General features: G+C 71.3%; 24 protein-coding genes. 19 read left to right on the forward strand and 5 right to left on the reverse strand.

Features of this window, described 5'->3' with window-relative positions; all coding sequences use genetic code 11:
- Positions 1-184: 184 nt before the first annotated feature.
- The 4 genes from LOY02_RS09330 to ffh all read left to right on the forward strand — a co-directional run bounded on the left by LOY02_RS09330 (position 185) and on the right by ffh (position 6,196).
- Positions 185-1,654 (forward strand): ammonium transporter, encoded by a 1,470-nt coding sequence (locus tag LOY02_RS09330; RefSeq protein ID WP_317182077.1) that lies wholly within the window; start codon positions 185-187, stop codon positions 1,652-1,654.
- The gene (locus LOY02_RS09335; RefSeq protein ID WP_317182078.1) at positions 1,651-1,989 is read left to right on the forward strand and encodes a P-II family nitrogen regulator; all 339 of its coding nucleotides are present in this window, start codon (positions 1,651-1,653) and stop codon (positions 1,987-1,989) included. The genes LOY02_RS09330 and LOY02_RS09335 overlap by 4 nt, the downstream gene beginning before the upstream one ends.
- A gap of 82 nt (positions 1,990-2,071) precedes the next feature.
- Positions 2,072-4,468 (forward strand): [protein-PII] uridylyltransferase, encoded by a 2,397-nt coding sequence (locus tag LOY02_RS09340; RefSeq protein ID WP_317182079.1) that lies wholly within the window; start codon positions 2,072-2,074, stop codon positions 4,466-4,468.
- 108 nt (positions 4,469-4,576) lie between these two features.
- Positions 4,577-6,196 carry a signal recognition particle protein gene (ffh, locus tag LOY02_RS09345; RefSeq protein ID WP_317182080.1) on the forward strand — a complete coding sequence of 540 codons (1,620 nt, stop codon included), beginning with the start codon at positions 4,577-4,579 and terminating at the stop codon, positions 6,194-6,196.
- A gap of 82 nt (positions 6,197-6,278) precedes the next feature.
- Here the strand turns inward: ffh and LOY02_RS09350 are convergent, their stop codons facing one another.
- On the reverse strand, positions 6,279-6,680 hold the full coding sequence (locus tag LOY02_RS09350; protein ID WP_317182081.1) for a cupin domain-containing protein: 402 nt from the start codon (positions 6,678-6,680) through the stop codon (positions 6,279-6,281).
- Between the two features lie 206 nt (positions 6,681-6,886).
- Between LOY02_RS09350 and LOY02_RS09355 the strand changes: the two genes are divergently transcribed.
- The 6 genes from LOY02_RS09355 to trmD all read left to right on the forward strand — a co-directional run bounded on the left by LOY02_RS09355 (position 6,887) and on the right by trmD (position 11,786).
- Positions 6,887-7,975 carry an amidohydrolase family protein gene (locus LOY02_RS09355; RefSeq protein WP_317182082.1) on the forward strand — a complete coding sequence of 363 codons (1,089 nt, stop codon included), beginning with the start codon at positions 6,887-6,889 and terminating at the stop codon, positions 7,973-7,975.
- Positions 7,965-8,888 (forward strand): GNAT family N-acetyltransferase, encoded by a 924-nt coding sequence (locus LOY02_RS09360; RefSeq protein WP_317182083.1) that lies wholly within the window; start codon positions 7,965-7,967, stop codon positions 8,886-8,888. Before LOY02_RS09355 ends, LOY02_RS09360 begins: the two co-directional genes overlap by 11 nt.
- Before the next feature lie 222 nt (positions 8,889-9,110).
- A complete protein-coding gene (gene rpsP / locus LOY02_RS09365) occupies positions 9,111-9,593 on the forward strand; it encodes a 30S ribosomal protein S16 (protein WP_317182084.1) in 483 nt (160 codons plus the stop codon).
- 2 nt (positions 9,594-9,595) lie between these two features.
- The gene (locus LOY02_RS09370) at positions 9,596-9,838 is read left to right on the forward strand and encodes an RNA-binding protein (protein WP_317182085.1); all 243 of its coding nucleotides are present in this window, start codon (positions 9,596-9,598) and stop codon (positions 9,836-9,838) included.
- Positions 9,839-10,030: 192 nt separating this feature from the next.
- Positions 10,031-10,576: a ribosome maturation factor RimM gene (gene rimM, locus LOY02_RS09375; RefSeq protein ID WP_317182086.1), complete on the forward strand. Its 546-nt coding sequence runs from the start codon at positions 10,031-10,033 to the stop codon at positions 10,574-10,576.
- Between the two features lie 7 nt (positions 10,577-10,583).
- Complete coding sequence (gene trmD / locus LOY02_RS09380) at positions 10,584-11,786, forward strand: tRNA (guanosine(37)-N1)-methyltransferase TrmD (RefSeq protein WP_317182087.1); 1,203 nt, start codon at positions 10,584-10,586, stop codon at positions 11,784-11,786.
- A gap of 5 nt (positions 11,787-11,791) precedes the next feature.
- Here trmD and LOY02_RS09385 read toward each other — a convergent pair whose 3' ends face one another.
- Entirely contained in the window at positions 11,792-12,550 is a 759-nt protein-coding gene (locus tag LOY02_RS09385; RefSeq protein ID WP_317182088.1) for an ABC transporter permease, read from the reverse strand.
- A 289-nt stretch (positions 12,551-12,839) separates the two neighbouring features.
- Here LOY02_RS09385 and rplS point away from each other — a divergent pair, with 289 nt between their 5' ends.
- From rplS to dprA, 8 genes are all read left to right on the forward strand, one after another.
- A complete protein-coding gene (gene rplS, locus LOY02_RS09390; protein ID WP_317182089.1) occupies positions 12,840-13,217 on the forward strand; it encodes a 50S ribosomal protein L19 in 378 nt (125 codons plus the stop codon).
- A 95-nt stretch (positions 13,218-13,312) separates the two neighbouring features.
- A complete protein-coding gene (gene lepB, locus LOY02_RS09395; protein ID WP_317182090.1) occupies positions 13,313-14,053 on the forward strand; it encodes a signal peptidase I in 741 nt (246 codons plus the stop codon).
- Positions 14,054-14,234: 181 nt separating this feature from the next.
- Positions 14,235-15,215 (forward strand): signal peptidase I, encoded by a 981-nt coding sequence (gene lepB, locus LOY02_RS09400; RefSeq protein WP_317182091.1) that lies wholly within the window; start codon positions 14,235-14,237, stop codon positions 15,213-15,215.
- A 10-nt stretch (positions 15,216-15,225) separates the two neighbouring features.
- Positions 15,226-16,023: a ribonuclease HII gene (locus LOY02_RS09405; RefSeq protein WP_317182092.1), complete on the forward strand. Its 798-nt coding sequence runs from the start codon at positions 15,226-15,228 to the stop codon at positions 16,021-16,023.
- A complete protein-coding gene (locus tag LOY02_RS09410) occupies positions 16,020-16,340 on the forward strand; it encodes a DUF2469 domain-containing protein (protein WP_317182093.1) in 321 nt (106 codons plus the stop codon). Before LOY02_RS09405 ends, LOY02_RS09410 begins: the two co-directional genes overlap by 4 nt.
- 162 nt (positions 16,341-16,502) lie before the next feature.
- Positions 16,503-16,874: a YraN family protein gene (locus tag LOY02_RS09415; RefSeq protein ID WP_317182094.1), complete on the forward strand. Its 372-nt coding sequence runs from the start codon at positions 16,503-16,505 to the stop codon at positions 16,872-16,874.
- Positions 16,871-18,421 carry a YifB family Mg chelatase-like AAA ATPase gene (locus tag LOY02_RS09420; protein ID WP_317182095.1) on the forward strand — a complete coding sequence of 517 codons (1,551 nt, stop codon included), beginning with the start codon at positions 16,871-16,873 and terminating at the stop codon, positions 18,419-18,421. Before LOY02_RS09415 ends, LOY02_RS09420 begins: the two co-directional genes overlap by 4 nt.
- On the forward strand, positions 18,418-19,527 hold the full coding sequence (gene dprA / locus LOY02_RS09425; RefSeq protein WP_317182096.1) for a DNA-processing protein DprA: 1,110 nt from the start codon (positions 18,418-18,420) through the stop codon (positions 19,525-19,527). Before LOY02_RS09420 ends, dprA begins: the two co-directional genes overlap by 4 nt.
- An 81-nt stretch (positions 19,528-19,608) precedes the next feature.
- Here the strand turns inward: dprA and LOY02_RS09430 are convergent, their stop codons facing one another.
- Entirely contained in the window at positions 19,609-20,652 is a 1,044-nt protein-coding gene (locus tag LOY02_RS09430) for a sulfite exporter TauE/SafE family protein (RefSeq protein ID WP_317182097.1), read from the reverse strand.
- 126 nt (positions 20,653-20,778) lie between these two features.
- Here LOY02_RS09430 and LOY02_RS09435 point away from each other — a divergent pair, with 126 nt between their 5' ends.
- Positions 20,779-21,729, forward strand: a complete 951-nt coding sequence (locus LOY02_RS09435; RefSeq protein ID WP_317182098.1) for a tyrosine recombinase XerC — start codon at positions 20,779-20,781, stop codon at positions 21,727-21,729.
- A 24-nt stretch (positions 21,730-21,753) separates the two neighbouring features.
- On the opposite strand, the gene LOY02_RS09440 is transcribed toward LOY02_RS09435, so the two are convergent.
- Both LOY02_RS09440 and LOY02_RS09445 read right to left on the reverse strand, forming a co-directional pair.
- Entirely contained in the window at positions 21,754-22,353 is a 600-nt protein-coding gene (locus LOY02_RS09440; RefSeq protein ID WP_317182099.1) for a M23 family metallopeptidase, read from the reverse strand.
- 94 nt (positions 22,354-22,447) lie between these two features.
- On the reverse strand, positions 22,448-23,611 hold the full coding sequence (locus LOY02_RS09445) for a pyridoxal phosphate-dependent aminotransferase (RefSeq protein ID WP_317182100.1): 1,164 nt from the start codon (positions 23,609-23,611) through the stop codon (positions 22,448-22,450).
- Positions 23,612-23,784: the final 173 nt, after the last annotated feature.

Here is a 23,784-nt window from a genome sequence, read left to right on the forward strand (position 1 = left end):
GTCACGACCATCGGCTCGAGTGACGTAGGCCCTGAGGATCGACCGAGCGCCGGCGTGGGAGGCCGTCCACATCGTGGGCGCGCCCTTCGCACGAAACGCACCACTAACAGGGCGGCCGTCTTGTTGACACGGACGTAACACACCACGCGATCGGTCGAAACCGGTCGTCCGCACGATCGACCGCATGACAACAGCACTGGTGCCGCTCGCGGCAGAAGCACCGGAGATCAACGAGGCCGCGACGGCGTTCATGCTCGTCGCGGCCGCGATGGTCCTCCTCATGACGCCCGGTCTCGCGCTCTTCTACGGAGGGATGACGCGAGCCAAGTCCGTCCTCAACATGATGATGATGTCCTTCGGGGCCCTCGGGGTCGTCGGCGTCATCTACATCCTGTGGGGCTACTCGATGTCCTTCGGCCCGACGAACATCGGGGGTCTCTTCGCCAGCCCGTTCGACCTCTTCGGTCTCGGCCAGCTCCTCGACGACGGCACGGGCAGCCCGAGGCTCGTCGACGTCTTCGGCGCCGGGGTGTACATCCCCGAGGCCATGGTTGCCGGCTTCCAGCTCACCTTCGCCGTCCTCACGGTCGCCCTGATCAGTGGGGCGGTCGCCGACCGGGTCCGGTTCTCCACCTGGCTCGTCTTCGCCGGCATCTGGGCGACGATCGTCTACTTCCCCATCGCGCACATGGTCTGGGGCGGCGGGCTGCTGTCCGGCGCCGAGGACGGCCTCTCGGCGAGGCTCTTCGGCGTCACGGACGGCGCCGCGTCGGTGGCCCCGATCGACTTCGCCGGCGGCACCGTGGTCCACATCAACGCCGGTATCGCTGCCCTTGTCCTGGCGCTGATCGTCGGCAAACGCCTCGGCTTCGGCAAGTCGGCCATCCGGCCGCACAACGTCCCGCTCGTGATGATCGGCGCCGGGCTGCTGTGGTTCGGCTGGTTCGGCTTCAACGCCGGGTCCGAGCTGGCCGCCGACGGGGTGGCCTCCGTGGTCTGGCTCAACACCACGGCTGCGACCGCCGCCGCCATCATCGGGTGGCTCCTCGTCGAGAAGCTGCGTGACGGTCACGCCACGTCGATCGGCGCCGCCTCCGGTGTCGTCGCCGGACTCGTGGCCATCACTCCGGCCTGCGGCGCCCTCTCGCCCGTCGGCTCGCTCCTCCTCGGGGTCGTCGCCGGTGCCCTTGCGGCCCTCGCGGTCGGTCTCAAGTACCGCTTCGGCTACGACGACTCCCTCGACGTCGTCGGCGTCCACCTCGTTGCCGGGCTCTGGGGCACCATCGGCGCCGGGCTCCTGTCGACCTCGACCGGCCTCTTCTACGGCGGCGGCTTCGAGCAGACGGCCGTCCAGATCGTCATCGCCCTCGTCTCGCTCCTCATCTCCGGCGTGCTCACGGCGCTCATCGCCCTCGCCCTGAAGTACACCCTCGGGTGGCGGGTCAGCGAGGACGACGAGACCGCCGGCATCGACCAGTCCGAGCACGCGGAGTCCGGCTACGACTTCGGTGGCCTCGTGTCGGGCACCGGCCGAAGCGGAGCGATCCCACGCTCCACCGTTCCGGTCGGAGCCGGGGGCCCCATCTCGGATCGACCAGAGACCGACCACACCTCGACCGACCGCGCCGAGAAGGCTGAAGGAGCGAACGCATGAAGCTCGTCACCGCCATCATCAAGCCACACCAGCTCGACGAGGTGAAGGAGGCCCTCGAGGCCTTCGGCGTCACCGGGATGACCATCAGCGAGGCCAGCGGCTACGGCCGTCAGCGCGGCCACAGCGAGGTCTACCGCGGTGCCGAGTACACCGTCGACTTCGTGCCCAAGGTCCGCCTCGAGGTGGTGGTCGACGACATCGACGCCCCCGACGTCATCGACGTCATCCTCAAGTCGGCCCAGACCGGGCGCATCGGTGACGGGAAGATCTGGTCCGTTCCCGTCGACGAGGTCGTCCGGGTCCGCACCGGCGAGCGGGGCGCCGAAGCGCTCTGACCATGGTGGCCCGCCCGTCACGCACGGGAGTCGTGCGGGCCAGACGACCTGACACTCGAGAGAAAGGCCCGGCGAGGTCCACATGAGCGATGTGACGACACGACGACTGGACCTCGCCGGGACCCGCACCTTCGCGATGCCGGGGGCGGGCCCCACCCGCCGCCGCGCACTCGCGGAGTTCGGTTTCGGCTGGCTGCAGGACCTCTGGCGGGAGGCCTGCGCCGGTCGTCGCCACGCGGGCGTCGCCCTCGCGGCCGTCGGTTCCCTGGCCCGGGCCGACGGCGGTCCGCTCAGCGACTACGACCTCGTGCTCGTGCATCACCCGCGTGGCCTGTCGGGGGCCGAGGTCGGCGCCTTCGCCGACCGGCTGTGGTACCCGATCTGGGACGCCGGCGTGCGACTCGACCACAGCGTCCGCACCGTCGCCGAGTGCCGTGCTGTCGCCTCCGAGGACCTGTCTGCGGCCATGGGCCTGCTCGACCTGACGCACGTCGCCGGCGACGCCGACGTCGTCAACGCCGCCCGGTCCACGGTGGCTCATGACTGGCGGGCCAACGCGAGGACGCGCCTGGCGGAGCTGCACGAGTCGGTCCGCGTGAGGCACGCGAGGCAGGGGGACCTCGCGCACCTCCTCGAGCCCGACCTCAAGGATGCCCACGGTGGCCTGCGGGACATGGCCGTGCTCCGGGCCCTGACCGAGGCCTGGCTCACGGATCGGCCGCACGGTGAGGTGGACGAGGCCTACGAGCGGATCCTCGACGTCCGCGACGCCATCCACGTCGTCACCGGCCGCGGCCGGGACCGGCTCACGCGGGACGACCAGGACGCGTGCGCCGCCCTGCTCGGCCACGCGGACTCCGACGAGCTGCTCACCGAGCTCTCCGGAGCAGCCCGGACCATCGCCTACGCAGTGGACGGCACCCTCCGCCGAGCCCTGCAGTCGCAACGGGCCCGCACCCTCCGCGTGGGCCCGCGGCGACCGCAGCTCGCGCCGCTCGGCTACGGCCTCTACCGTCACGACGGCGAAGCAGTGCTCGGGCCCTCGGCGGACGTCGCCTCCGACCCCGTGCTCCCGCTCCGAGCGGCCCTCGTCGCCGCGCGCAACAGCCTCCCCCTCTCACCGACGACTCTGCGCAACCTCGCGGCCCACGCGCCGGACCTGCCCGAGCCGTGGCCCGACGTGGCTCGGGACCTCTTCGCGGACCTCCTCGCCGCAGGTCCAGGGGTCGTCGCGGTCTGGGAGGGGCTCGACCTCTCAGGCATCGTGGAGCGGTGGATCCCGGAGTGGACCGCCGTCCGCAGCCGCCCACAGCGCAGCGCGGTGCATCGACACACCGTCGACCGGCACCTCGTGGAGACGGTCGTGTCCGCGAGCGGGATGGTCCGCGACGTCTCCCGACCGGACCTGCTCATGCTCGCCGCCCTCCTCCACGACATCGGGAAGGTGGCCGGTGCCACGGACCACTCGGTCGAGGGTGCTGCCCTCGCCGACCGGATCCTGCGCCGCATCGGGACCACTGACCATGACCGTGACGTGGTGGTGCGGCTCGTCCGCGAGCACCTCACCCTTGTCGAGCTCGCCACCCGGCGCGACCCCGACGACCCCGCCACGATCGCCACCCTGTCCGAGGCCGTCAGCGGGTCCGTGAAGACCTTGGACCTGCTCCGTGCCCTCACCGAGGCCGACGCCTCCGCGGCCGGGCCCAAGGCCTGGAGCGACTGGCGGGCCGGCCTCGTCGCGCGGCTCCACGAAGCGTGCCGAGCCGCCCTGCTGCCGGACGAGGCGGCCGCCCGGACCGACGGCGCCGGGGATGCCGACGAACGGGGTGTCGAGCCGGTCGCGGCGCTGGCGCTGCCCGAGAACCTGATCGAGAAGGTCGCCGTCGGGGAGCCGCACGTCTCCGTCGCCTCGCTCGGCGGGGCCCACCGCATCGACATCATCGACCGGGACCGCGCAGGCCTCTTCGCCGACACGGCCGGCCTGCTCGCGGCCCACGGGTTCGTCGTTCGCTCGGCGGTCGTCCGCACGCTCGACGGTCTCGCGGTCAACGAGTGGTGGGTCGACTCGCCGGGTGGCGAGCGACCCCTGCCCGAGATCATCAGCCGCGACCTCACCCGCGTGCGCGCCGGTGATCGCGCGCCGCTCGGCCGGCTGCAGCGACGCAAGGCCGTCGCCTCCGGGCCGGTACGCAGCCCCGGGTCAGGCGCGCCGGACTCGACCCGGGCCATGGTGGTCAGCAGTGCGTCGGACACGGCGACGGTCATCGAGGTCAGGGCGACCGACCGGCCGGGACTGCTCCAGGACATCGGCATCACCCTCGCGCGCGCCTCGCTCGCCATCCGCTCCGCGCACATCGCCACCTATGCCGGTCAGACGCTCGACACCTTCTACGTCACCGAGTTCGGGGGCGGCCGGCTGGCTCCGGCCCGGACCGCCCAGGCCGTCGCCATGATCATCGACACCTGCGACGGACGATGATGCAGCGGCCGGAAGCGCGCCCCGGGGAGCGAGCCCAGCGGCATACGGCGGACGACCACCGGCGAAGCCGAGTCGGAAGTCGGCGCGCCAGCGGCTAAAGTTGCGCGAGTGTTCGCAACCCTGTCTGACCGGCTGACCGCCACCTTCAAGAACCTGCGCGGCAAGGGCCGCCTGTCCGAGTCCGACGTCAACGCGACGATTCGGGACATCCGGCTGGCGCTCCTCGACGCCGACGTGGCCCTGCCCGTCGTCAAGCGGTTCACCGGCGCGGTCCGCGAGCGCGCCCTCGGCGCCGAGGTGAGCCAGGCGCTCAACCCGGCGCAGCAGGTCGTCAAGATCGTCAACGAGGAGCTCGTCGGCATCCTCGGTGGCGAGACGCGCCAGATCCGGTTCGCCAAGACCCCACCGACGGTCATCATGCTCGCCGGACTCCAGGGCTCCGGCAAGACGACCTTCGCGGGCAAGCTGGGCCGGTGGCTCAAGGACCAGGGCCACACCCCGCTGCTCGTCGCCGCGGACCTCCAGCGGCCCAACGCCGTCACTCAGCTCGAGGTCGTCGGCGAGCGGGCCGGAATCAAGGTCTTCGCACCCGAGCGGGGCAACGTCGGCGGTCATGACGCCGTCGCCGAGACGGGGGAGGGGACGCGGAGCTTCGGGGACCCGGTGGCCGTGTCGCGCGCCGGCGTCGAGCACGCGCGGGCGCAGCAGCACGACGTCGTCATCGTCGACACCGCCGGACGTCTCGCGGTCGACACCAACCTCATGCAGCAGGCCGCCGACATCCGCGAGGCGATCCGGCCCGACGAGGTGCTCTTCGTCATCGACGCCATGATCGGGCAGGCCGCCGTCGAGACGGCGCAGGCCTTCCATGACGGCGTCGCCTTCACCGGCGTCGTGCTGTCCAAGCTCGACGGCGACGCCCGGGGCGGTGCCGCCCTGTCGATCCGCGAGGTCACGGGCGAGCCGATCATGTTCGCCTCCGTCGGTGAGAAGGTCACCGACATCGAGGTGTTCCACCCCGACCGGATGGCCAGCCGCATCCTCGACATGGGTGATGTGCTCACCCTCATCGAGCAGGCAGAGAAGGCGTTCGACAAGCGCCAGACCGATGAGATGGCGCGCAAGTTCCTCGCGGAGGAGGACTTCACCTTCGAGGACTTCCTCCAGCAGATGAGCGCCATCAAGAAGATGGGCTCACTCAAGTCGATGCTCAAGATGATGCCGGGCATGCAGCAGATGCGGGCCCAGCTCGACTCCTTCGATGATCGCGAGTTCGATCGCGTCGAGGCGATGGTCCGGTCGATGACGCCCTTCGAGCGGACCCACCCCAAGCAGATCAACGGGTCGCGACGGGCCCGGATCGCCAAGGGTGCCGGCGTCACGGTGACCGAGGTCAACCAGCTGCTCGAGCGCTTCCGCGACGCGCAGAAGATGATGAAGTCCCTCGCTCGGGGCGGCGGCGGTGGCCTGCCGGGCATGCCGGGCGTTCCCGGCACCGGGAAGAAGGGCCGTCAGCAGCAGCCCCCGCGCAAGAAGAGCAAGAGCGGCAACCCGGCCAAGCGTGCCGCCGAGGAGCGGGCCGCCGCACAGCGGGCGGCCGAGGGGCGGAGCAAGGCCGCGGCGTCGGCCTTCGGGATGCCCGGGGCCGACAAGGACGGGGCCGACCCCATGGCCGACCTCGACCTGTCCAAGCTGCCCAAGGGTTTCGAGAAGTTCCTCGGTAAGTGACCTGAGCGGTGCCGGACCCGTCGGTCCGTATGCCGCTCGGGGCGGGGTCCGGTGACCAGTCGCCGGGGCGACCGACTGGGGATCACCTCGCGGGAGGCTCGTCCTCCCCAGACTCCTCGGCTGCGTCGCCCTCCTCCTTGGTCGCGTGCACCGCACCCTCTGCGTGCTCCGGGGGGCCGTAGACCGTGTAGAGGACCAGCGGGTTCGGTCCGACGTTGCGCACGTTGTGCATCGCCCCTGCGGGGATGACCACGAGATCTCCCCGGGTCACCTCGTTCGTCTGGCCGGACGCGTCCGTCTCGCCGACTCCGCTGACGATCGTGATGAGCTGGTCGGTCTCCTCGTGGACCTCCTCGCCGATCTCACCGCCCGGAGGGATCGTCATGATGACGAGCTGCGTGTGCATGCCCGTCCAGAGGACCTGCCGGAAGTCGGAGCTTCGCTCCGCGGTGGTGCCGATCGGGAAGTGCTTGACCTGGGTCATGGTGAACGCTCCGTTCTCGTCGGGTCTCGGTCCCGCTCCCTCGGCTCATGCCAGTGGCACGATCCCTCGCGGGTACCGCCACGACCACCCTGCCGTCCCGCGCGCCGACGGGACAGGGCCTTTGGTCCCGAGGACCGGCCGGTAGGTCGGGGACCGTTCGGACGGGGCGTCCGGTCCGGGCCATCCGGTCTGGGTAGGGTCAGAGCATGAGTGCGCCGGTGCTTCATGTTCGTGGTCAGGTCCTCGTCGGGCCGGACGAGGTCCGTGACGAGATCTGGGTCGTCGGCGGGAAGGTGTCGTTCACGGCACCACCGTCGGGGGGCGATGTGCAGACGCTCGACGGCTGGGTGCTGCCAGGCCTCGTCGACGCGCACTGCCACGTCGGCCTCGACCCGCACGGGGAGGTCCCGCGGGAGGTCGCCGAGCAGCAGGCCCTGACCGACCGGGAGGCGGGCACGCTCCTCATCCGTGACGCGGGCCAGCCGGGCGACACCCGGTGGATCGACGAACGCGAGGACCTGCCCAAGATCATCCGGGCCGGCCGCCACATCGCGCGGACCCGCCGGTACATCCGCAACTACGCCCACGAGATCGAGGAGGACGAGCTCGTCGATCACGTGCGGCTCGAGGCCCACCGGGGCGACGGCTGGGTCAAGCTCGTCGGCGACTGGATCGACCGCGAGGTGGGCGACCTCGCCCCGAGCTGGTCCCGGCAGGCCGTCGCCGACGCGATCGCCGCGGCGCACGAGGAGGGCGTGCGGGTCACCGCACACTGTTTCGGGGAGCAGTCCCTCAGGGACCTCGCGGACGCCGGCATCGACTGCGTCGAGCACGCGACCGGGCTCCAGGAGGACTCGATCGACCAGTTCGCGCGGCAGCGCATCGCCATCGTGCCGACCTTGGTCAACATCGCCAACTTCCCAGCCCTCGCGGCGCCGGCAGCGGAGAAGTTCCCCGCCTACCACCGGCACATGCTCGACCTCCATGCTCGCCGTCACGCGACGATCGGCGCGGCGCACGAGGCGGGAATCCCGATCTTCGTCGGAACCGACGCCGGCGGCAGCCTGCCCCACGGCTTGGTGGCCCAGGAGATCGTCGAGCTCACCAAGGCCGGGCTGACGAGGCTCGAGGCGCTCGACGCCGCGACGTGGGGGGCGCGCTCCTGGCTCGGCCGGCCGGGGATCGAGGAGGGAGAGGACGCGGACCTCGTCGTCTACGGCGCCGACCCGCGAGAGGACGTCACGGTCGTCGCCGACCCGAAGGGCGTCATCCTGCGAGGCCGGGTTGTCCGCTGACATCGCCATCCCCGCTCCGGTCCGCGGTGAGCGCGTCGAGGTCCGCCCGCCCACGCCGGCCGACGAGCCGGGCTATGTCGCGGCGGTCACGCAGTCGTCCACTCGACTCGCCGAGTTCGCCGTCCCCGACCCGCACAACCTGCCTGCCGTCATCGCCAACCAGTCGCCGACCTACCGAACCTTCATGGTCCATGCGCTCGAGCCCGAGGGGGAGCACGACCTCGTGGGCCGGGCCAATGTCGCCAATGTCGTCCACGGGTCCTTCCGCAGCGCGACGATCGGCTACGACGCGTACGACCCCTACGTCGGCAGGGGCCTCTTCGGCGAGGGACTGCAGCTGATCGTCGACCTCGTCTTCGCGGACGAGCCCCAGGGCATGGGGCTGCACCGGATCGAGGCCAACATCCAGCCGACGAATGTCCGGTCCGCCGGACTCGTGCGCTCCTTGGGCTTCCAACACGAGGGTTTCTCCCGTGACTTCCTCTACCTGCCGGGGCGCGATGGCCGGCGCTCCTGGCGAGACCACGACCGCTACACGATGCTCGCGAGCGACTGGCCCGCCGTGCCGTACCGGCATGCCCTGCCCCGCCGCCTCGTGGCGATCGTCGCCGGGCCGCCGGCGTTCGGGCCGACCGGTCTCGCGCCCCAGCTCGCCCTCGAGCTCGGCGTCCCGCTCTACTCCGTGTCGAAGGTCCCGTCGACGGCCGCCCTCTTCGAGCTGCTCCGGTCCTCGCCCGTGGGGGGCGTCATCGAGGGCAAGGTGTCCGGGCCCGAGCTGCGCATGGGTCTGGCCAGGGCGGGCGTCGAACCGGCGGTGGTCCCCGTCTTCGAGCCGATGGAGGTCGCGAGCAAGCGGGTCGTCGTCGAGAAGGCGCTGCAGGTCCGGGCCGCCTTCGCCGAGGTGGATCGTTGAATCCTGGCGCTGATCCCTGCCGCTGATCCCTGCCGCTGATCCGAGCGCCGACTCCGGACGAGGTTCGAGGCATGCTCGGACGTCTGGCAGAATGGTCGGCTGTACCCGTCGGGCCAGGACCCTCTCGCCTGACCTGGACGCCTACACCGAGCCCCGGTTCCCCGCGTGTTCCCCACCCGGTCTCGCCGTGCTCACAACCAAGAAACAGGAGACACCACACCAGTGGCAGTCAAGATTCGTCTGAAGCGCATGGGCAAGATCCGTGCACCGTTCTACCGCGTCGTCGTCATGGACTCACGCACCAAGCGTGACGGTCGTGCGATCGAGGAGATCGGCAAGTACCACCCGACCGAGGAGCCGTCGCTCATCGAGATCGACATGGAGCGCGCGAACTACTGGATCGGCCAGGGCGCCCAGCCCACCGAGGCCGTCGCCGCCCTGCTCAAGGTCATCAACGAGGGCAAGCTGAAGACCAAGGAGCAGGGTCCGTCCAAGAAGGACCGCTACGAGGCTGCGCTCGCCGCCGCGGGCAAGTCCGCTGACGCCAAGGACACGGCGTCGCCCGCACGCAAGAAGCCGGCCAAGAAGGCGGAGGCTGCTCCCAAGAGCACCGACGTCGAGGCCGCCGAGGACGCGGCGGAGGCGAAGGTCACCGCCGAGGCCGAGGCCGAGCGGACCGAGACCTCTGAGAAGAGCGAGTCCTGAGCATGCTCGAGGAGGCCCTCGAGCACCTCGTCAAGGGCATCGTCGACCACGATGAGGACGTCGTCGTGCGCCGCAAGGAGCTGCGCCGGGGTGAGCTGCTCGAGGTCCGGGTCCATCCCGACGACCTCGGCCGCGTCATCGGCCGCTCCGGTCGCACGGCGCGCGCCCTGCGCACCGTTGTCAACGCCCTCGCGGGCGACGGCAACGTGCGTGTCGACATCGTCGACACCGATCGCGCGCGCTGAGCGCCCATCCCGTCGGAGTGGGGTGTCCCATGAGTCTGGGGCACCCCACTCCGCTGTGGTCGGGGAGCCAGGTCGTATGCCGCTGGGCCGCCTCCCAGCCCACCTCGCGGCCCACCTCGCGACCCGCCACTCGCGGCCCACGTGTCGTCGAGGCCGAGCGTGGACACCATCCAGTGGTGAGAGGATCCCGCCATGACTGAGGGCGCGATCGTGCTGGCCAGGATCGGCAAGCCGCACGGCCTGCACGGGGAGGTCACCGTGCAGCTGCACACTGACGAGCCGGAGCGTCGCTTCGCCGTCGGCGCGGTTCTCGACACCGAGGCGAGGCCGGGATCGGGCGTGCCCCGTCAGCTCACGATCCGCTCCACCCGTGTCCACCGGGGGATCTGGCTCCTCGCCTTCGAGGAGGTTCCCGACCGGACGGGCGCAGAGGGCCTCCGCGATGCCCGCCTCGTCCTCGACGCCGCCGAGGCTGACAGCGACGGCTCGGACGACGAGGCCTTCTACGAGGAGGAGCTCGTCGGGCTCGAGGTGCGCGACCGTGACGGTGCCGTCATCGGCGTCGTCACGGGTCTCGAGCTCGGCGCGGCCCAGGACCGGCTGGTCGTGGAGCTCTCCGACGGTGTCACCGCCACCGTGCCCTTCGTGGCCGCGATCGTTCCGACCGTGGCCTCGGACCACGTCGTCGTCGAGGCGCCCCCCGGGCTCTTCGACCTCTTTCGCGAGTCGGGGGCCTGACCAGGTCATGCGCGTCGATGTCGTCACGATCTTCCCGGAGTACTTCTCGCCGCTCGACCTCTCGCTCATCGGCAAGGCGCGGGAGGACGGCCTGCTCACCGTGGAAACCCACGACCTTCGGACGTTCGCGCACGACCGGCACCGCACGGTCGACGACACGCCCTACGGCGGCGGGGCCGGGATGGTCATGAAGGCCGAGCCGTGGGCTGAAGCCCTCGGCCATGTCCTCACCCGGGGCGAGCCCGGCAGGCGTCCGCACCTCGTCGTGCCGGGACCCGGAGGGACCCGGTTCAGCCAGGCGATGGCCCGGGAGCTGGCGGCCCAGCCCTGGGTCGCGTTCGCCTGCGGCCGCTACGAAGGCATCGACGAGCGCGTCTACGACTATGCCAAAGACGACCTCGGGCTCGAGGTCTCCGTCGTCAGCCTCGGTGACTACGTGCTCAACGGTGGGGAGGTCGCGGTCCTCGCGATGGTCGAGGCCGTTGCCCGGCTGCTGCCGGGCGTCATCGGCAACGCCGAGTCGCTCGTCGAGGAGTCGCACGAGGACGGCCTGCTCGAGTACCCCCTCTACACCAAGCCGCGTGTCTGGCAGGGTCGCGGGGTGCCGGACGTGCTTCTCTCCGGGAACCACACGGCCATCGCCGCCTGGAGACACGAGCAACGGCTCGCCCGCACCGCGGCCCGGCGCCCCGACCTCCTCCACGCGTCACAGCTGGTCGGGTCGGAAAGTACCGACCTCGACATCTCGCTCGCCGCACCGGCCGACCTGCCCGAGCTGTTCACCCTCACCCGGGCCACGTGGGTCATCGAGACGGCGCCACCCGAGTCCCCGGACCCGCCGACCCTCGCCGAGACGGTCGACGACCTCCGGGCCAGTCTGAGGACGACACGGACCCTCGTGGCACGCGTGGCCGGTCGCCTCGTCGGGTCGGTCCGCACCGAGGTCGAGGGGAGCGACCTGCGGATCTCGCGGCTCATCGTGGCGCCTGACCTCCAGGGGCGCGGCCTGGCCACGCACCTGCTGCGCCGTGCGGAGGAGACGGCTCCGGTCGAGGGCGTCGGGACCTTCGTGCTCGTCGTCGGGACCCGGAGCGAGGAGACCACCCGGTTGGCCAGAAAGGCGGGCTACCGTCCAACACCCGGCCACCCCGCGGTCCCCGGCACGGTCGAGCTCACCAGGCGCCGCACCGGCGGCCCGGCGCGGGCCTGACCGACTCACGAGACCAGCGAGGCGCGGAGGTCGTCAGGCAGGTTGCGCCGCGCCCGGATGAGACGCGCCTCGACTCCGGCGGTGATGGACTGGGTCGCCATGATCGCGAAGAGCACGAGGACCTGCGCGGTGGCGGCCTGGATGGCCGTGCCGCCGCCGAGCATGACGCCGATGAACGCCCCTGGGAGGGTCACCACCCCGGAGGTCCTCACCTGGTCGAGGCTGGGGATGAGCCCCTCGGGGACCCGTCGGGCGATGATCTCGTCGATGGCCTGGTCCGGCAGGAGGCCCAGGGAGAGCGCGGCCTCGTACTGGCCCTGCTCCTCGCGAAGGGCAGCGAACGCGCGCCGGCCGACCAAGGTGTGCACCGTCATCGTGTTGCCGAGGATGATGCCGACGACGGGGATGAGGGCGATGCCTTCGAACGGGATGGTCCGGCTCAGCAGGAGGATGGTGAGCACCGGAACCACGCCGGCCGCCATCGCAGCGGTGGCCCACGGCCAGGCCCGCGGACTCCCGATGCGTCGGCACGTGGTGGCCACCGCCATGGCGAACATGCCGAGCAGCGCCAGAGCCGAGAGCCAGATCGAGCCGATGACGGCGGTGATGATCGCGGCGGCAATCGTCAGCTGGGCGGCCGCCCTCACCCCGGCCACGACCGACTGGCGGCCGAGCCCGAGCCGGACGGCCCGGTTCGCGAGCACCGTCACGAGCAGCAGGGCGACGAGGGCCACGGCCACCGGCCAGCCCGGGTTGATGGTCACGCCACGACGCTATCCCCACGCGGCCTCCAAGCCGGGTCCGCCAGACCGGTCAGGGCCGGTCGGGATCGCGGGCACGCGACCCAGCTCAGCGGCATACGGCATCGATTTTCCCAAAGGGCGCCGCTCTGGCAGACTTGGACCCTGCGTCCGGCTGACGACGGCCCCTGCCACAGGGGGAGTCAAGCCAGCGAGTCCGAGCTGTTCGGCCGCTGGTGCGACGTGGCCGCACGGACCGAAACCTTCGTGATCCCTCACGGGCGACCTGTGGCGCCCAGGAAAGTGAAGCACCATGCACACGTTCGACGCGCTCGACGCCGCATCCCTCCGCTCCGACATCCCCGAGTTCCGGGCCGGCGACACGCTCAAGGTCCACGTCAAGGTCGTCGAGGGCAACCGTTCCCGCATCCAGGTCTTCCAGGGGATCGTCATCCGCCGCCACGGTGGTGGGATCGGCGAGACCTTCACGGTCCGCAAGATCTCCTTCGGCGTCGGGGTGGAGCGTACCTTCCCGCTGCACACGCCGATCATCGACAAGATCGAGGTCGTCACGCGCGGTGACGTCCGTCGCGCCAAGCTCTACTACCTGCGCGGGCTGCGGGGCAAGGCCGCCAAGATCCGCGAGAAGCGCGAGACCGTTCCGGCGAAGACCACGTCCAACGCCAACTGAGTCCCGGTCAACCGGGGCCGACACCCGCTGGACCAGCCGAATCGAGGCACGGTGGCGACGAGCGGCGCGGTGGTCCCCGAGCTGAGCGGCTCGTCGTGAGCGAGGAGACACCGCCGGACGAGGGCTCGACCGCGCCTTCGTCGTTCCCGCACGACTCCGTGCGGGGGGCGGAAAATGGCGACCCGCCGACCGGGGAGCCGTCGGCGCGGCAGGAGCGTGACCTGCGGTGGCTCATCGGACCTGCCGTGGCCCTGGCGCTCGTCCTGATCGTCCGCGCCCTCCTCGTCGCGCCCTTCAGCATCCCCAGCGGCTCGATGGAGGACACCCTCCGCGTGGGTGACCGGCTCCTCGTGACGCGCACGACCAGCCCCGAGGAGCTCGAACGTGGCGACATCGTCGTCTTCGACGCCTCCCGGGCGTTCCACCTCGAGACGCCGGAGCGGGGCTTCGTCGAGTCCGTCGTCGACGCCCTGGAGGGACTCGTCGGCAAGGGCCCGCCGTCCGACTTCGTCAAGCGGGTCATCGGGCTGCCCGGGGACCGCGTCCGCTGCTGCGCGGAGGACGGGCGGCTGGAGGTCAATGGCGAACCCATCGACGAGCCCTACCTGAAGTCGGGCCAGGAGCCGAGCACGGTGACCTTCGACGTGCTCGTCCCGCCGAACCGGTTCTGGGTCATGGGCGACAACCGCGGCGGGTCCGCGGACTCTCGGGCGCATCTCGGCGAGCCGGGTGGCGGCATGGTCCCCGGGGACGACATCATCGGCAGGGTGTGGGTGCGATACTGGCCGCTCGACCAGCTCGGCGCAGTGGACCACCCAGGCGCGGGCTCGACCTGACCGGCCCCGGGTCCTTCGATCCGGTCCAGCGGGCCGGCCCCGCGGCGGTCGCGACCTTCGGATCATCGAACCCAGACCCACAGAACACGAGAACCCACAGAGAACCCGACAGAGAGCCCCACAGAGAGCCCCAGGGAGGCCGCTCCGGCAAGGGCCGACCTCCACGACGAAACGGTGAGTGATGTCGCAAGTGCCAGGCCGTCCTGAGTCCTCGGGACCGATCCACGACCGCGTCGGCGATTCCGACGAGGCCTACCTGGACGACGACCTCGACGACGGCGACGTTGACGACGCGCGGCGGGGGTTCGGCGCCGGTCTGCTCGCCGCACTCAAGGAGCTCCTCATCGTGGTCGTGCTCGCGATGGCCCTCTCGTTCGTCGTGAAGACCTGGCTCTTCCAGGCCTTCTACATCCCGTCGGGGTCGATGGAGGACACCCTCGTCAAGGACGATCGCGTCATCGTCAGCAAGCTGACTCCGGGACCGTTCGACCTGCGCCGCGGTGACGTCATCGTCTTCGAGGACCCGGCTGACCCGTTCCCCTGGCTGGCCGGCTCCGCCTCGAACGGCTCCTCCGACGCCGGGGGGCCCCTGCACGATCTGCTCGTCTTCGTCGGGCTCCTGCCGGAGGACGCCGAGAACCACCTCATCAAGCGGGTCATCGGGCTCCCGGGCGACCACGTCGTCTCCGACGGCGGAACCGGCCCGATCACCGTCAACGGGGTCGCGATCGAGGAGACCTACCTCAAGCCGGGTGACGCGCCGAGCGAAGGCAAGCCCTTCGACGTCGTCGTCCCTGCCGACCACGTGTGGGTCATGGGCGACCACAGGTCCGACTCGTCCGACTCCCGCTACCACGACCAGCCGTCCAATGACGGCACGGACGGGTCGGTGCCCCTGGACAAGATCGTCGGACGGGCCCTGTTCATCGTCTGGCCCATCGACCACGTGACCTGGCTCGGCGTGCCGGACAGGACGTTCGAGGACGTTCCCGAGCCGTCCGTGGACCTGCCCCGGCCGGGCTCGACCGCACCGACCGAGGGCGCGGGCAGTCCCAGTGCCCAACCACCTGTCGGTCCGGCGGCCCAGGGCCGGTCGCTCCTGTCGCCCTCGGCGGTATCGCCCTCTGACCTACCACACGCGGTCTCGGCCACGACGTCCTGAGGACGCGACCATGGCTGGCCGGGCACCGTCGAAGAAGCCGTCCCTGCGGGTCGAGCGGCAGCTCCAGCGCGCCGGTCACCGGCTCCTCGCCGGCATGGACGAGGTCGGGCGAGGCGCCCTCGCCGGCCCCGTCAGCGTCGGCGTCGTCGTCATCGACGAGACGGTGCGGTCGGCCCCCACCGGGGTCAAGGACTCCAAGCTGCTCACCGAGCGCGCCCGCAAGGGGCTCGTGCCGCGCATCCGCCGCTGGTGCGTGGCCCACTCCGTCGGCCACGCATCGCCCGACGAGATCGACGAGCTCGGCATCATGGCCGCGTTGCGCCTCGCCGGACTCCGAGCCCTCTCCGCCGTCGACGTCGTCCCCGACCTCGTCATCCTCGATGGCAACCACGACTGGCTCACCGCGCCCTCCGAGGTCGGGCTGCTCGCCTACGCCGACCCGGCAGGACCGACCACGCCTCCCGTGACGACGATGATCAAGGCCGATCTCAAGTGCTCATCGGTCGCAGCGGCCAGCGTGCTCGCGAAGGTGGAGCGGGACGACCTCATGGTTCAGCTGGGAGCCGACCACCCGGCATACGGCTGGGGCCTCAACAAGGGCTACTCCGCACCCGAGCACCTCGACGCCCTCGCACGACTGGGGCCCTGCGAGCTGCACCGCCGGTCATGGCGGCTGCCGGGGGTCTACGAGGAGCCGGACATCGTCGTCCCGGACGGGATGGTGCCGGGTCGGGTGTTGAATGAAGGGGCGGAGCCCCACGTGTCGGCCCTCGTGGCGACGGAACAGACAGGAACGGCGGTCAGGTGAGTTCGGAAGATCTCGAGAAGTACGAGACCGAGATGGAGCTGCAGCTCTACAAGGAGTACCGCGACGTCGTCGGCCTGTTCACCCACGTCGTCGAGACGGAGCGGCGGTTCTACCTCGCCAACTCGGTCGACCTCAAGGTGCGCACGGACGGGGGAGAGGTCTTCTTCGACGTGATCATGGCCGACGCGTGGGTGTGGGACATCTACCGCCCGGCGCGCTTCGTCAAGAACGTGCGTGTCGTGACCTTCAAGGACGTCAACATCGAGGAGCTGCCCAAGCCGGAGATCAAGCTCCCGGAGTCGGGGGACTTCTCCTGACCGGTTGACGGCTGCAGCTGCGCTCCTGCGCTCCTGCGCCCGGTGGGCGCCGGTCGCACGGCCGGTCGGCCTTGTCCACATCCCCCGTGGGTCGGCCCCGCGTCGTGCACAGGTCAGCAGGACGCGCTGCCGCGAAGGGCCCGACGGCGCAATCGTGGTCGCATGGACATCCCAGCGACCCGGGCCCTGGGCAGCTACGGCGAGCAGCTCGCCTGCCGCTACCTGTCGGACACCGGCTTCACCATCCTCGACCGCAACTGGCGCTGCGCCCGTGGTGAGATCGACATCGTCGCTCGCGACGACGACGCTCTCGTCGTCTGCGAGGTCAAGACGCGCACGAGCGAGCAGTTCGGGGCGCCGTTCGAGGCGGTGACCCGGCAGAAGCTACGCCGGCTGCGCCGGCTGGCGATGCTCTGGCTCGATGCGCGACCCGAGTCCGACCGGGAGGGTCTCACCGTGCGGATCGACGTGGTGTCGATCCTCCGGCCGCGTAGCGGGCCGGCCCGCATCACGCACCTGCGGGGCGTGCAGTGAGCCTGGGACGGACCAGGGCCGTGGGGCTGAGCGGCGTCAACGGCTTCGTCGTCGAGGTCGAGGCCCACGTCGCAGGCGGGCTTCCCGGCTTCGTCATCAGCGGCCTCGGGGACTCGGCCGTCAAGCAGGCCCCGGAGCGCATCAAGGCTGTGTCCTCGCTCGTCGAGACGATGCTCGTCAACCAACGTCGCGTGACGGTGAACCTCTCCCCGGCGGGGCGGCGCAAGGTGGGCACCGGCTTCGACCTGGGCATCTTCATTGCCGTCGCCGCCGCGATGGGTATCGTCCCTCGCGGTGTCGTGCAGGAGGTCGTGCACATCGGCGAGATCGGCCTCGACGGGTCCGTTCGGGGTGTCACCGGCGTGCTGCCCTCGGTTCACGCCGCTGCCCTCGCCGGGGTGCGCCACGTGGTCGTCCCGGCGGTCAACGCGGCCGAGGCGCGCCTCGTCAGCGGGCTCGAGGTGCACGCCGTGGCGGACGTTCGTGAACTGGTCCGGCGCTACCGCGAGATCGCGGGTGGCCGTCCCGTCGTGCCCGTGGAGGAGCCGGCCCAGCCCGAGGTTCCGCCGGTGACGCGGACGCCCGACCTGTCCGACGTGCTCGGTCAGGTCGAGGCGAAGGTCGCGCTCGAGATCGCCGCGGCGGGCGGCCACCACCTGCTGCTCGCCGGCCCACCGGGGGCGGGCAAGACCATGCTCGCCGAGCGGCTGCCGGGGCTGCTCCCGCCGCTCGACGGGGATCAGTCGATGGCGGTCACCGCCATCCACTCGGTCCTCGGCCTGCTCGACGAGGTCCGGCTCATCACCCGGCCCCCGTTCGTCGCCCCGCACCACGGCGCATCACAGGCGGCGATCATCGGCGGCGGCAGCGGTCACATTCGGCCCGGCGCCATCACCCAGGCCAATTGTGGCGTGCTCTTCCTCGACGAGACTCCGGAATTCGACAAGGCCGTGTTGCAGGCGCTGCGCACCCCGCTCGAGAGGGGCAGCGTCACCATCGCCAGGGCGCACGAGACCGTGACCTTCCCGGCCCGCTTCCAGCTCGTCCTCGCCGCCAACCCGTGCCCTTGCGGCAACGGCTGGGGGCAGGGGCTCGACTGCACGTGCTCGGCGGCGATGCGCCGGAGCTACTTCGGCAAGCTGTCAGGCCCGCTCCTCGACCGCGTCGACCTGCAGGTGCACGTGCAGCCCCCCGGACTGTCGCTCACGGGCCAACCGCCCGGCGAGGGCACCCGATCGGTGGCGGCACGCGTGGCTGCTGCCAGGGCGTGCCAACGCGAGCGATGGCGCGGCCTCCTCGTCGCGGACTGGGCACTCAACGCGCACGTGCCCGGTTCCCTCCTGCGGTCATCGGCGTGGCGCCTGCCCTCCAGCGCGACTGCTCCGCTGGACCGCGCGCTCGAGCGAGGGAGTCTCAGCCTGCGGGGCTATGACCGTACGCTCAGGAGCGCCTGGACCGTGGCCGACCTGTCCGGACTGCAACGCCCCGGCCGGGACCAGGTCGAGCTCGCCCTCTCCCTCCGGCGCCAGAGGGGAGTGGCCGCGTGAGTGACGACCGGCTTGCCAGGGCCGCCCTGTCCCGGATCGCGGAGCCGGGTGACCGCGCCGTGCACGGGTTGCTCGCCCGCCACGGTGCGGTCGAGACCCTCGACCGCATCCGCTCCGGGCAGGGGAAGCTCGCTCGCTTCGCCGAACGCGTGCGTCGTCTCGACGTGGACCGGGACGTTGCCACTGCCGCGAAGGTGGGCGCGCGGATCGTCGTCCCCGGCGATGCGGAGTGGCCCGACCGACTGGACGACCTTCCCGTTCCACCCTGGTGCCTGTGGCTCCGGGGACCAGCCGACCTCGCACGGGTGACTCGTCGATCGGTCGCCGTCGTCGGGTCCAGGACATGCACGGCGTATGGCGAGCAGCTCGCCGCGGAGGTGGGCGCCGGACTGGCACAACGGGGATGGACCGTCGTGTCAGGCGCGGCCTTCGGCATCGACGGCGCGGCTCATCGCGGTGCTCTCGCGGTCGACGGCATGACGGTGGCAGCCCTGGCTGGTGGTGCCGACCGGGCCTATCCGGCCGGACATGCCCGCCTCATCGACCGGATCGCTCAGCAGGGAATCGTCCTCTCGGAGGTCGCCCCGGGCTCGGCCCCGATGCGCAGCCGCTTCCTCCACCGCAACCGGCTCATCGCGGCCATGACGAAGGGAACCGTGGTCGTCGAGGCGGACCTGCGCTCCGGTTCGCTCAACACGCTCGGGACGGCGTCGGAGCTGGGCCGCCCGGTTGCCGCCTTCCCCGGGCCGGTCACCTCGATGACCTCCGCGGGGTGTCACGCGAAGATCCGGGCGGGCGTGGCCACCCTTGTCACGAGCGCAGCCGAGGTCATCGACCTCGTCGGAGACCTCGGTGTCGACGCCTGCGAAGAGCCTCGCGGCGAGGTCCGTCCGAGCGACGATCTCGGCCCGGATGAGGCCCGGATCCACGAAGGCCTGCCGCACCGTGACTGGGTCGACCTGGCGCAGGTCTCGCTCGTGGCGGCGCTCGCACCGATGCAGGCGATGGCGGCGCTGTCCCGGCTCGTCGAGCTCGGGCTCGCCGAGCGCCGCGATGGTTGCTGGCGCAAGGCGCCGTCGGTGCGCCGATCACCGCCTGGCGCCTGACTTCGTGCGCTGGACCGCCGGCCGCCCCGCGAGACTGCCGGCTGCCCGGGACCGGACGTAAATGGCCCCGAGCGGCTCGGATCAGCGTCGGGCGGGCTGCTCCGGGCTGGCCTCGCCGGCGGACTCCGGCGCGGCGTCGCTGCTCCCGTTCGGCGCAGCGTCCGCGCCTGACTCGGCAGCGAGCTCGGCCTCCAGCTCGATCTCGGCGGGCGCGGGAGGCGTCCCGGGGCCCCGCCGGATGAGCCAGGTGAACAGGGCCACGATGGCGACGCCCCCGACGATGACGAGGAGCAGGTTGAGCCAGCCGCCGCTGGCGTAGTCGACCACGGTCGGCCCGGCTTCCTGGCTCAGCATGAAGACAGCCATGACGAGCACGAACCATCCGAATCCGGTGCGGAGCCGGTCGGGGTGGATCCGGCCGACGACCCGACTCCCGATGAGGGCACCGACGATGGCGAAGCCGGTCACGAGCAGCGTGACGGACCAGTCGATCTGCGTCTCCGGGTTGGCCTGGATGAACTGGCCGTCCACTCCGAACTTGAAGGCGTAGCCGACGAATCCAGCGACCGCCTTCATCGAGATGACGAGGAGCGAGGTGGCCACGGCGACCCCCATCGGGAGGCCTCCGAGGAGCGCCAGGGCGGGGACGACGAGGAAGCCTCCACCGGCGCCGACAAGACCCGTGACCAGGCCGACGAGGAAGCCGTCGAGGAGGATCCGGAAGAGTGGCAGTCCGTTGGCGTGCCGTGACGAGGTCTTCTGACGCCCTCGGATCATGGCGACCGCCGTGACGCCCATCATGACGGCGAAGGCGCCGAGGAGCAGGGATCCGGGCAGGTGTGCCCCGAGCTGCCCGCCGATGAAGGCACCAACCATCCCGGCCACGCCGAAGATGACGCCAGTGCGCCACTGGACACGTCTCGCCCGCGCGTGCTGGATCAAACCGAACATTGACGTGACGGCGACGAGGAAGAGGCTGGCCGTGATCGCCTGCTTCGCCTCGAAGTCGAGCACGTACACGAGCAGGGGGGTGGTGAGGATGGAGCCGCCACCTCCGAGGAGACCCACGGCCACCCCGATGAAGATGGACAGGAAGGCTGCGAGGGCCAGAAGTGGTGCCGCCATCGGCTGGTCTCCTTGGGGTCACGGGCGCGGGATCTCGTGCAGTATACCCCCTGGGGTATTGACCGCGATAGTTGTCCGCGCGGTGCGGTGCTTGCCCTGCGTCTCGGGCTTTGCAAAGGTGCGGACATGACCTCGGGACCGGCAGCGGCGGCCGAGCCCACCGGCGGAGGGCCGACCGGCCCCGACGTCGTGCTCGCCGACTTCGCGCGGCATCTTCGCTCCGAGCGGGGACGTTCCGAGCACACCACGCGCGCCTACGTGTCCGACGTCCACCACCTGCTCTCCTTCGCGGCCGACAGAGGGGTGGTCGAGCTGCGCGATCTTCGGCTCGCGGACCTGCGTTCCTGGCTGGGGGAACAGGCGGACAGGGGCGCGGCGCGGTCGACCATCGCGCGCCGGGCCGCGGCGGCCCGCACCTTCCTCAAGTGGGCCGCCCGAACCCGCCGGATCGAGTCGGACCCGTCCCTTCGCCTGGTCGCTCCACGTCGTGGCGCCACTCTCCCGGGGGTGCTCAAGCAAGGCGAGGCAGGCGCCATGCTCGACGTGGCGGCCGTCCGCGCGGATGACGAGGACCCGATCCATGTGCGGGACCGTGCGATGCTCGAGCTGCTGTATGCAAGCGGGATCCGGGTCGGGGAGCTCGTCGCTCTCGACATCGACGACCTCGACCTCCACGAGCGGGTCGTACGCGTCATGGGCAAGGGAGCCAAGGAGCGCATCGTCCCCTTCGGGGTGCCGGCCGCGCAGTCGCTGAAGGAGTGGCTGGTCGTGCGGCCACACCTCGTCGGCGCACGCTCGGGGCCGGCCCTCTTCCTCGGTCGTCGCGGGGCGCGGGTCGACCCACGCCAGGTGCGGTCCATGGTCCACGACGTGCTCAGTCACCTTCCCGACGCGCCCGACCTCGGTCCGCACGGCCTGAGACACAGCGCGGCCACCCATCTGCTCGAGGGTGGCGCCGACCTGCGAACGGTGCAGGAGGTGCTCGGTCACGCCAGCCTCGCGACGACCCAGATCTACACTCACGTGTCGGTGGACCGACTCCGCACGAGCTACCAGCAGGCCCACCCGCGCGCCTGATCTCCCGAGGGGTCACGGTTCCCGTCAGCCGAGCGGCAGCAGCACGATCCGAGCACGCCCGAGGAGGGCCAGCGGGTCCAGGTAGTCCTGGCCTCGCAACACCCCCCAGTGCAGGCAGGTCTGCGGAGCACAGTGCGTGGGGCCGGGCGTCACGTGCCCGACGACCTCGCCTCTGGACACCGGGGTCCCCACGCGGACTGCCCCGGCCACGGGCTCGAACGTGCTGCGGAGCCCGTTCCGGTGGCGCACGACGACCACTCCGCGCCCGGCAAGGTCTGCCGCGAAGGTCACCTCGCCCGCCTCAGGCGCACGCACCTGCTGGCCGACCGAGGCCGCCAGGTCGACTCCGCGGTGTCCCGGCTCCCAGCGGCGTCGGGGCGGGTCGAAGGGGTGCACGACAGTGGGGGCCGGATCGAGGGGCCAGGCCCAGCCGGCCCCGGACCGCTCCGGCCTCACGTCGACACCGGAGGGCGGGGCCGGCCCGGTGAGTGCGGCGGGCCCGCGACGGTCCGCGTCGTCGGGCGCCGTGGCCACCGACACGCTGGCCCCGGTCGGGCCGCTCGAGAGGCCTAGCGTCAGCCCGACGCCCGCGAGGAGCGCGAGGAGTCCACGGTCGAGGAGCATGCATCGAGGGTCCCCGACCTCGTCGAACGCGGGCATCCCCCAGAGCGGTGGCTGTGGACGGCTGTCCGCCCGCGCGGGGGATGTGGACAGGTCGTCAGCGTCGGCCGGCCTCGGCCAGTCGGCGACTCGCCTCGACCAGCACCTCGTCCCGCTTGCAGAACGCGAACCGAACCAGGGTCCGCGCCGCCTCTTGGTCATCGTGGAAGACGGACACCGGAACGCCCACCACGCCGGCGAGGTCCGGGAGGCGACGGGCGAACTCCATCCCGTCGCCGGCGCCCAGCGGCGCGGCATCGGCGATGACGAAGTACGTCCCCCGGGGCCGGGCCACGGACAACCCCGATGCCTCGAGGGCGTTGCAGAGCAGGTCCCGCTTGGCCTGGAGCGAGGATGCGAGGCGCTCGTAGACGTCGTCACCGAGTCCCAGGGCGAGCGCCACCGCGGGCTGGAACGGCCCTGACCCGACGTAGGTGAGGAACTGCTTCACCGTTCGCGCGGCGGCCACGGCCTCTGCGGGGCCGGTGAGCCAGCCGACCTTCCAGCCGGTCGCGGAGAAGGTCTTGCCGGCGGACGAGATCGTGATGGTGCGCTCGGCCATGCCCGGCAGGGTCGCCATGGGGACGTGGATCGCGTCGTCGAAGACGAGGTGCTCGTAGACCTCGTCGGTGACGACCCAGGCGTCGTGCCGGCGAGCGAGGTCCGCGACGAGCTCGAGCTCGGCTCGGGTGAAGACCTTCCCGGTCGGGTTGTGGGGGGAGTTGAGCAACACGAGACGCGTGCGGTCGGAGAAGGCCGCCCGGAGCGACTCCTCGTCGATGGCGAAGTCAGGAAAACGGAGCACCGAGGTGCGCCGGGTGGCGCCGGCGAGGGCGATCGTCGCGGCGTAGCTGTCGTAGTACGGCTCGAAGGTCACGACCTCGTCGCCCGGCTCGCACAGGGCCAGCACCACCGCCGCGATCGCCTCCGTGGCCCCGACGGTGACGAGCACCTCGTCGGCGGGGTCGACCCGCAGACCGTAGAACCGCTCCTGGTGCGCAGCCACGGCCTCGAGCAGCTCGGGCACGCCCGGACCCGGCGGGTACTGGTTGCGCCCACTGTCGATGGCGGCCTTCGCGGCGTCGAGCATCTCCTGCGGACCGTCCGTGTCGGGGAACCCCTGCCCGAGGTTGATCGCCCCGGTCCTGGTTGCGAGGGCGGACATCTCGGCGAAGATCGTCGTCTCGAAACCGTGCATTCGTGACGTCAGCAGTGACCTCATGCGTCGCACCCTACCCACGCCGGGCCACAACCCCCGGTCGTATGCCGCTGGGCTCGCTCTTCCTCGACGCGCCCTCCCTGCCCGTGAGTCGAGTGGCCCCAAACGCACGCGCGGCCCTCGTCGTTTGGGGCCACTCGACGGTGGGGGGCCGGCGTTTGGGGCCACTCGACGGT

This window comes from Intrasporangium sp., assembly GCF_032907665.1.
Classification (GTDB): domain Bacteria; phylum Actinomycetota; class Actinomycetes; order Actinomycetales; family Dermatophilaceae; genus Intrasporangium.

Bases quoted from the DNA above. Each gene is read 5' to 3' on its own strand.
- lepB (WP_317182091.1), top strand. From the start codon at position 14,235: ATGTCGCAAGTGCCAGGCCGTCCTGAGTCCTCGGGACCGATCCACGAC.
- trmD (WP_317182087.1), top strand. From the start codon at position 10,584: ATGCGCGTCGATGTCGTCACGATCTTCCCGGAGTACTTCTCGCCGCTC.
- LOY02_RS09430 (WP_317182097.1), bottom strand. From the start codon at position 20,652: ATGGCGGCACCACTTCTGGCCCTCGCAGCCTTCCTGTCCATCTTCATC.
- rimM (WP_317182086.1), top strand. From the start codon at position 10,031: ATGACTGAGGGCGCGATCGTGCTGGCCAGGATCGGCAAGCCGCACGGC.
- LOY02_RS09435 (WP_317182098.1), top strand. From the start codon at position 20,779: ATGACCTCGGGACCGGCAGCGGCGGCCGAGCCCACCGGCGGAGGGCCG.
- LOY02_RS09330 (WP_317182077.1), top strand. From the start codon at position 185: ATGACAACAGCACTGGTGCCGCTCGCGGCAGAAGCACCGGAGATCAAC.
- LOY02_RS09370 (WP_317182085.1), top strand. From the start codon at position 9,596: ATGCTCGAGGAGGCCCTCGAGCACCTCGTCAAGGGCATCGTCGACCAC.
- LOY02_RS09405 (WP_317182092.1), top strand. From the start codon at position 15,226: ATGGCTGGCCGGGCACCGTCGAAGAAGCCGTCCCTGCGGGTCGAGCGG.
- LOY02_RS09335 (WP_317182078.1), top strand. From the start codon at position 1,651: ATGAAGCTCGTCACCGCCATCATCAAGCCACACCAGCTCGACGAGGTG.
- LOY02_RS09440 (WP_317182099.1), bottom strand. From the start codon at position 22,353: ATGCTCCTCGACCGTGGACTCCTCGCGCTCCTCGCGGGCGTCGGGCTG.
- LOY02_RS09445 (WP_317182100.1), bottom strand. From the start codon at position 23,611: ATGAGGTCACTGCTGACGTCACGAATGCACGGTTTCGAGACGACGATC.
- rplS (WP_317182089.1), top strand. From the start codon at position 12,840: ATGCACACGTTCGACGCGCTCGACGCCGCATCCCTCCGCTCCGACATC.
- LOY02_RS09355 (WP_317182082.1), top strand. From the start codon at position 6,887: ATGAGTGCGCCGGTGCTTCATGTTCGTGGTCAGGTCCTCGTCGGGCCG.
- LOY02_RS09340 (WP_317182079.1), top strand. From the start codon at position 2,072: ATGAGCGATGTGACGACACGACGACTGGACCTCGCCGGGACCCGCACC.
- LOY02_RS09350 (WP_317182081.1), bottom strand. From the start codon at position 6,680: ATGACCCAGGTCAAGCACTTCCCGATCGGCACCACCGCGGAGCGAAGC.
- LOY02_RS09415 (WP_317182094.1), top strand. From the start codon at position 16,503: ATGGACATCCCAGCGACCCGGGCCCTGGGCAGCTACGGCGAGCAGCTC.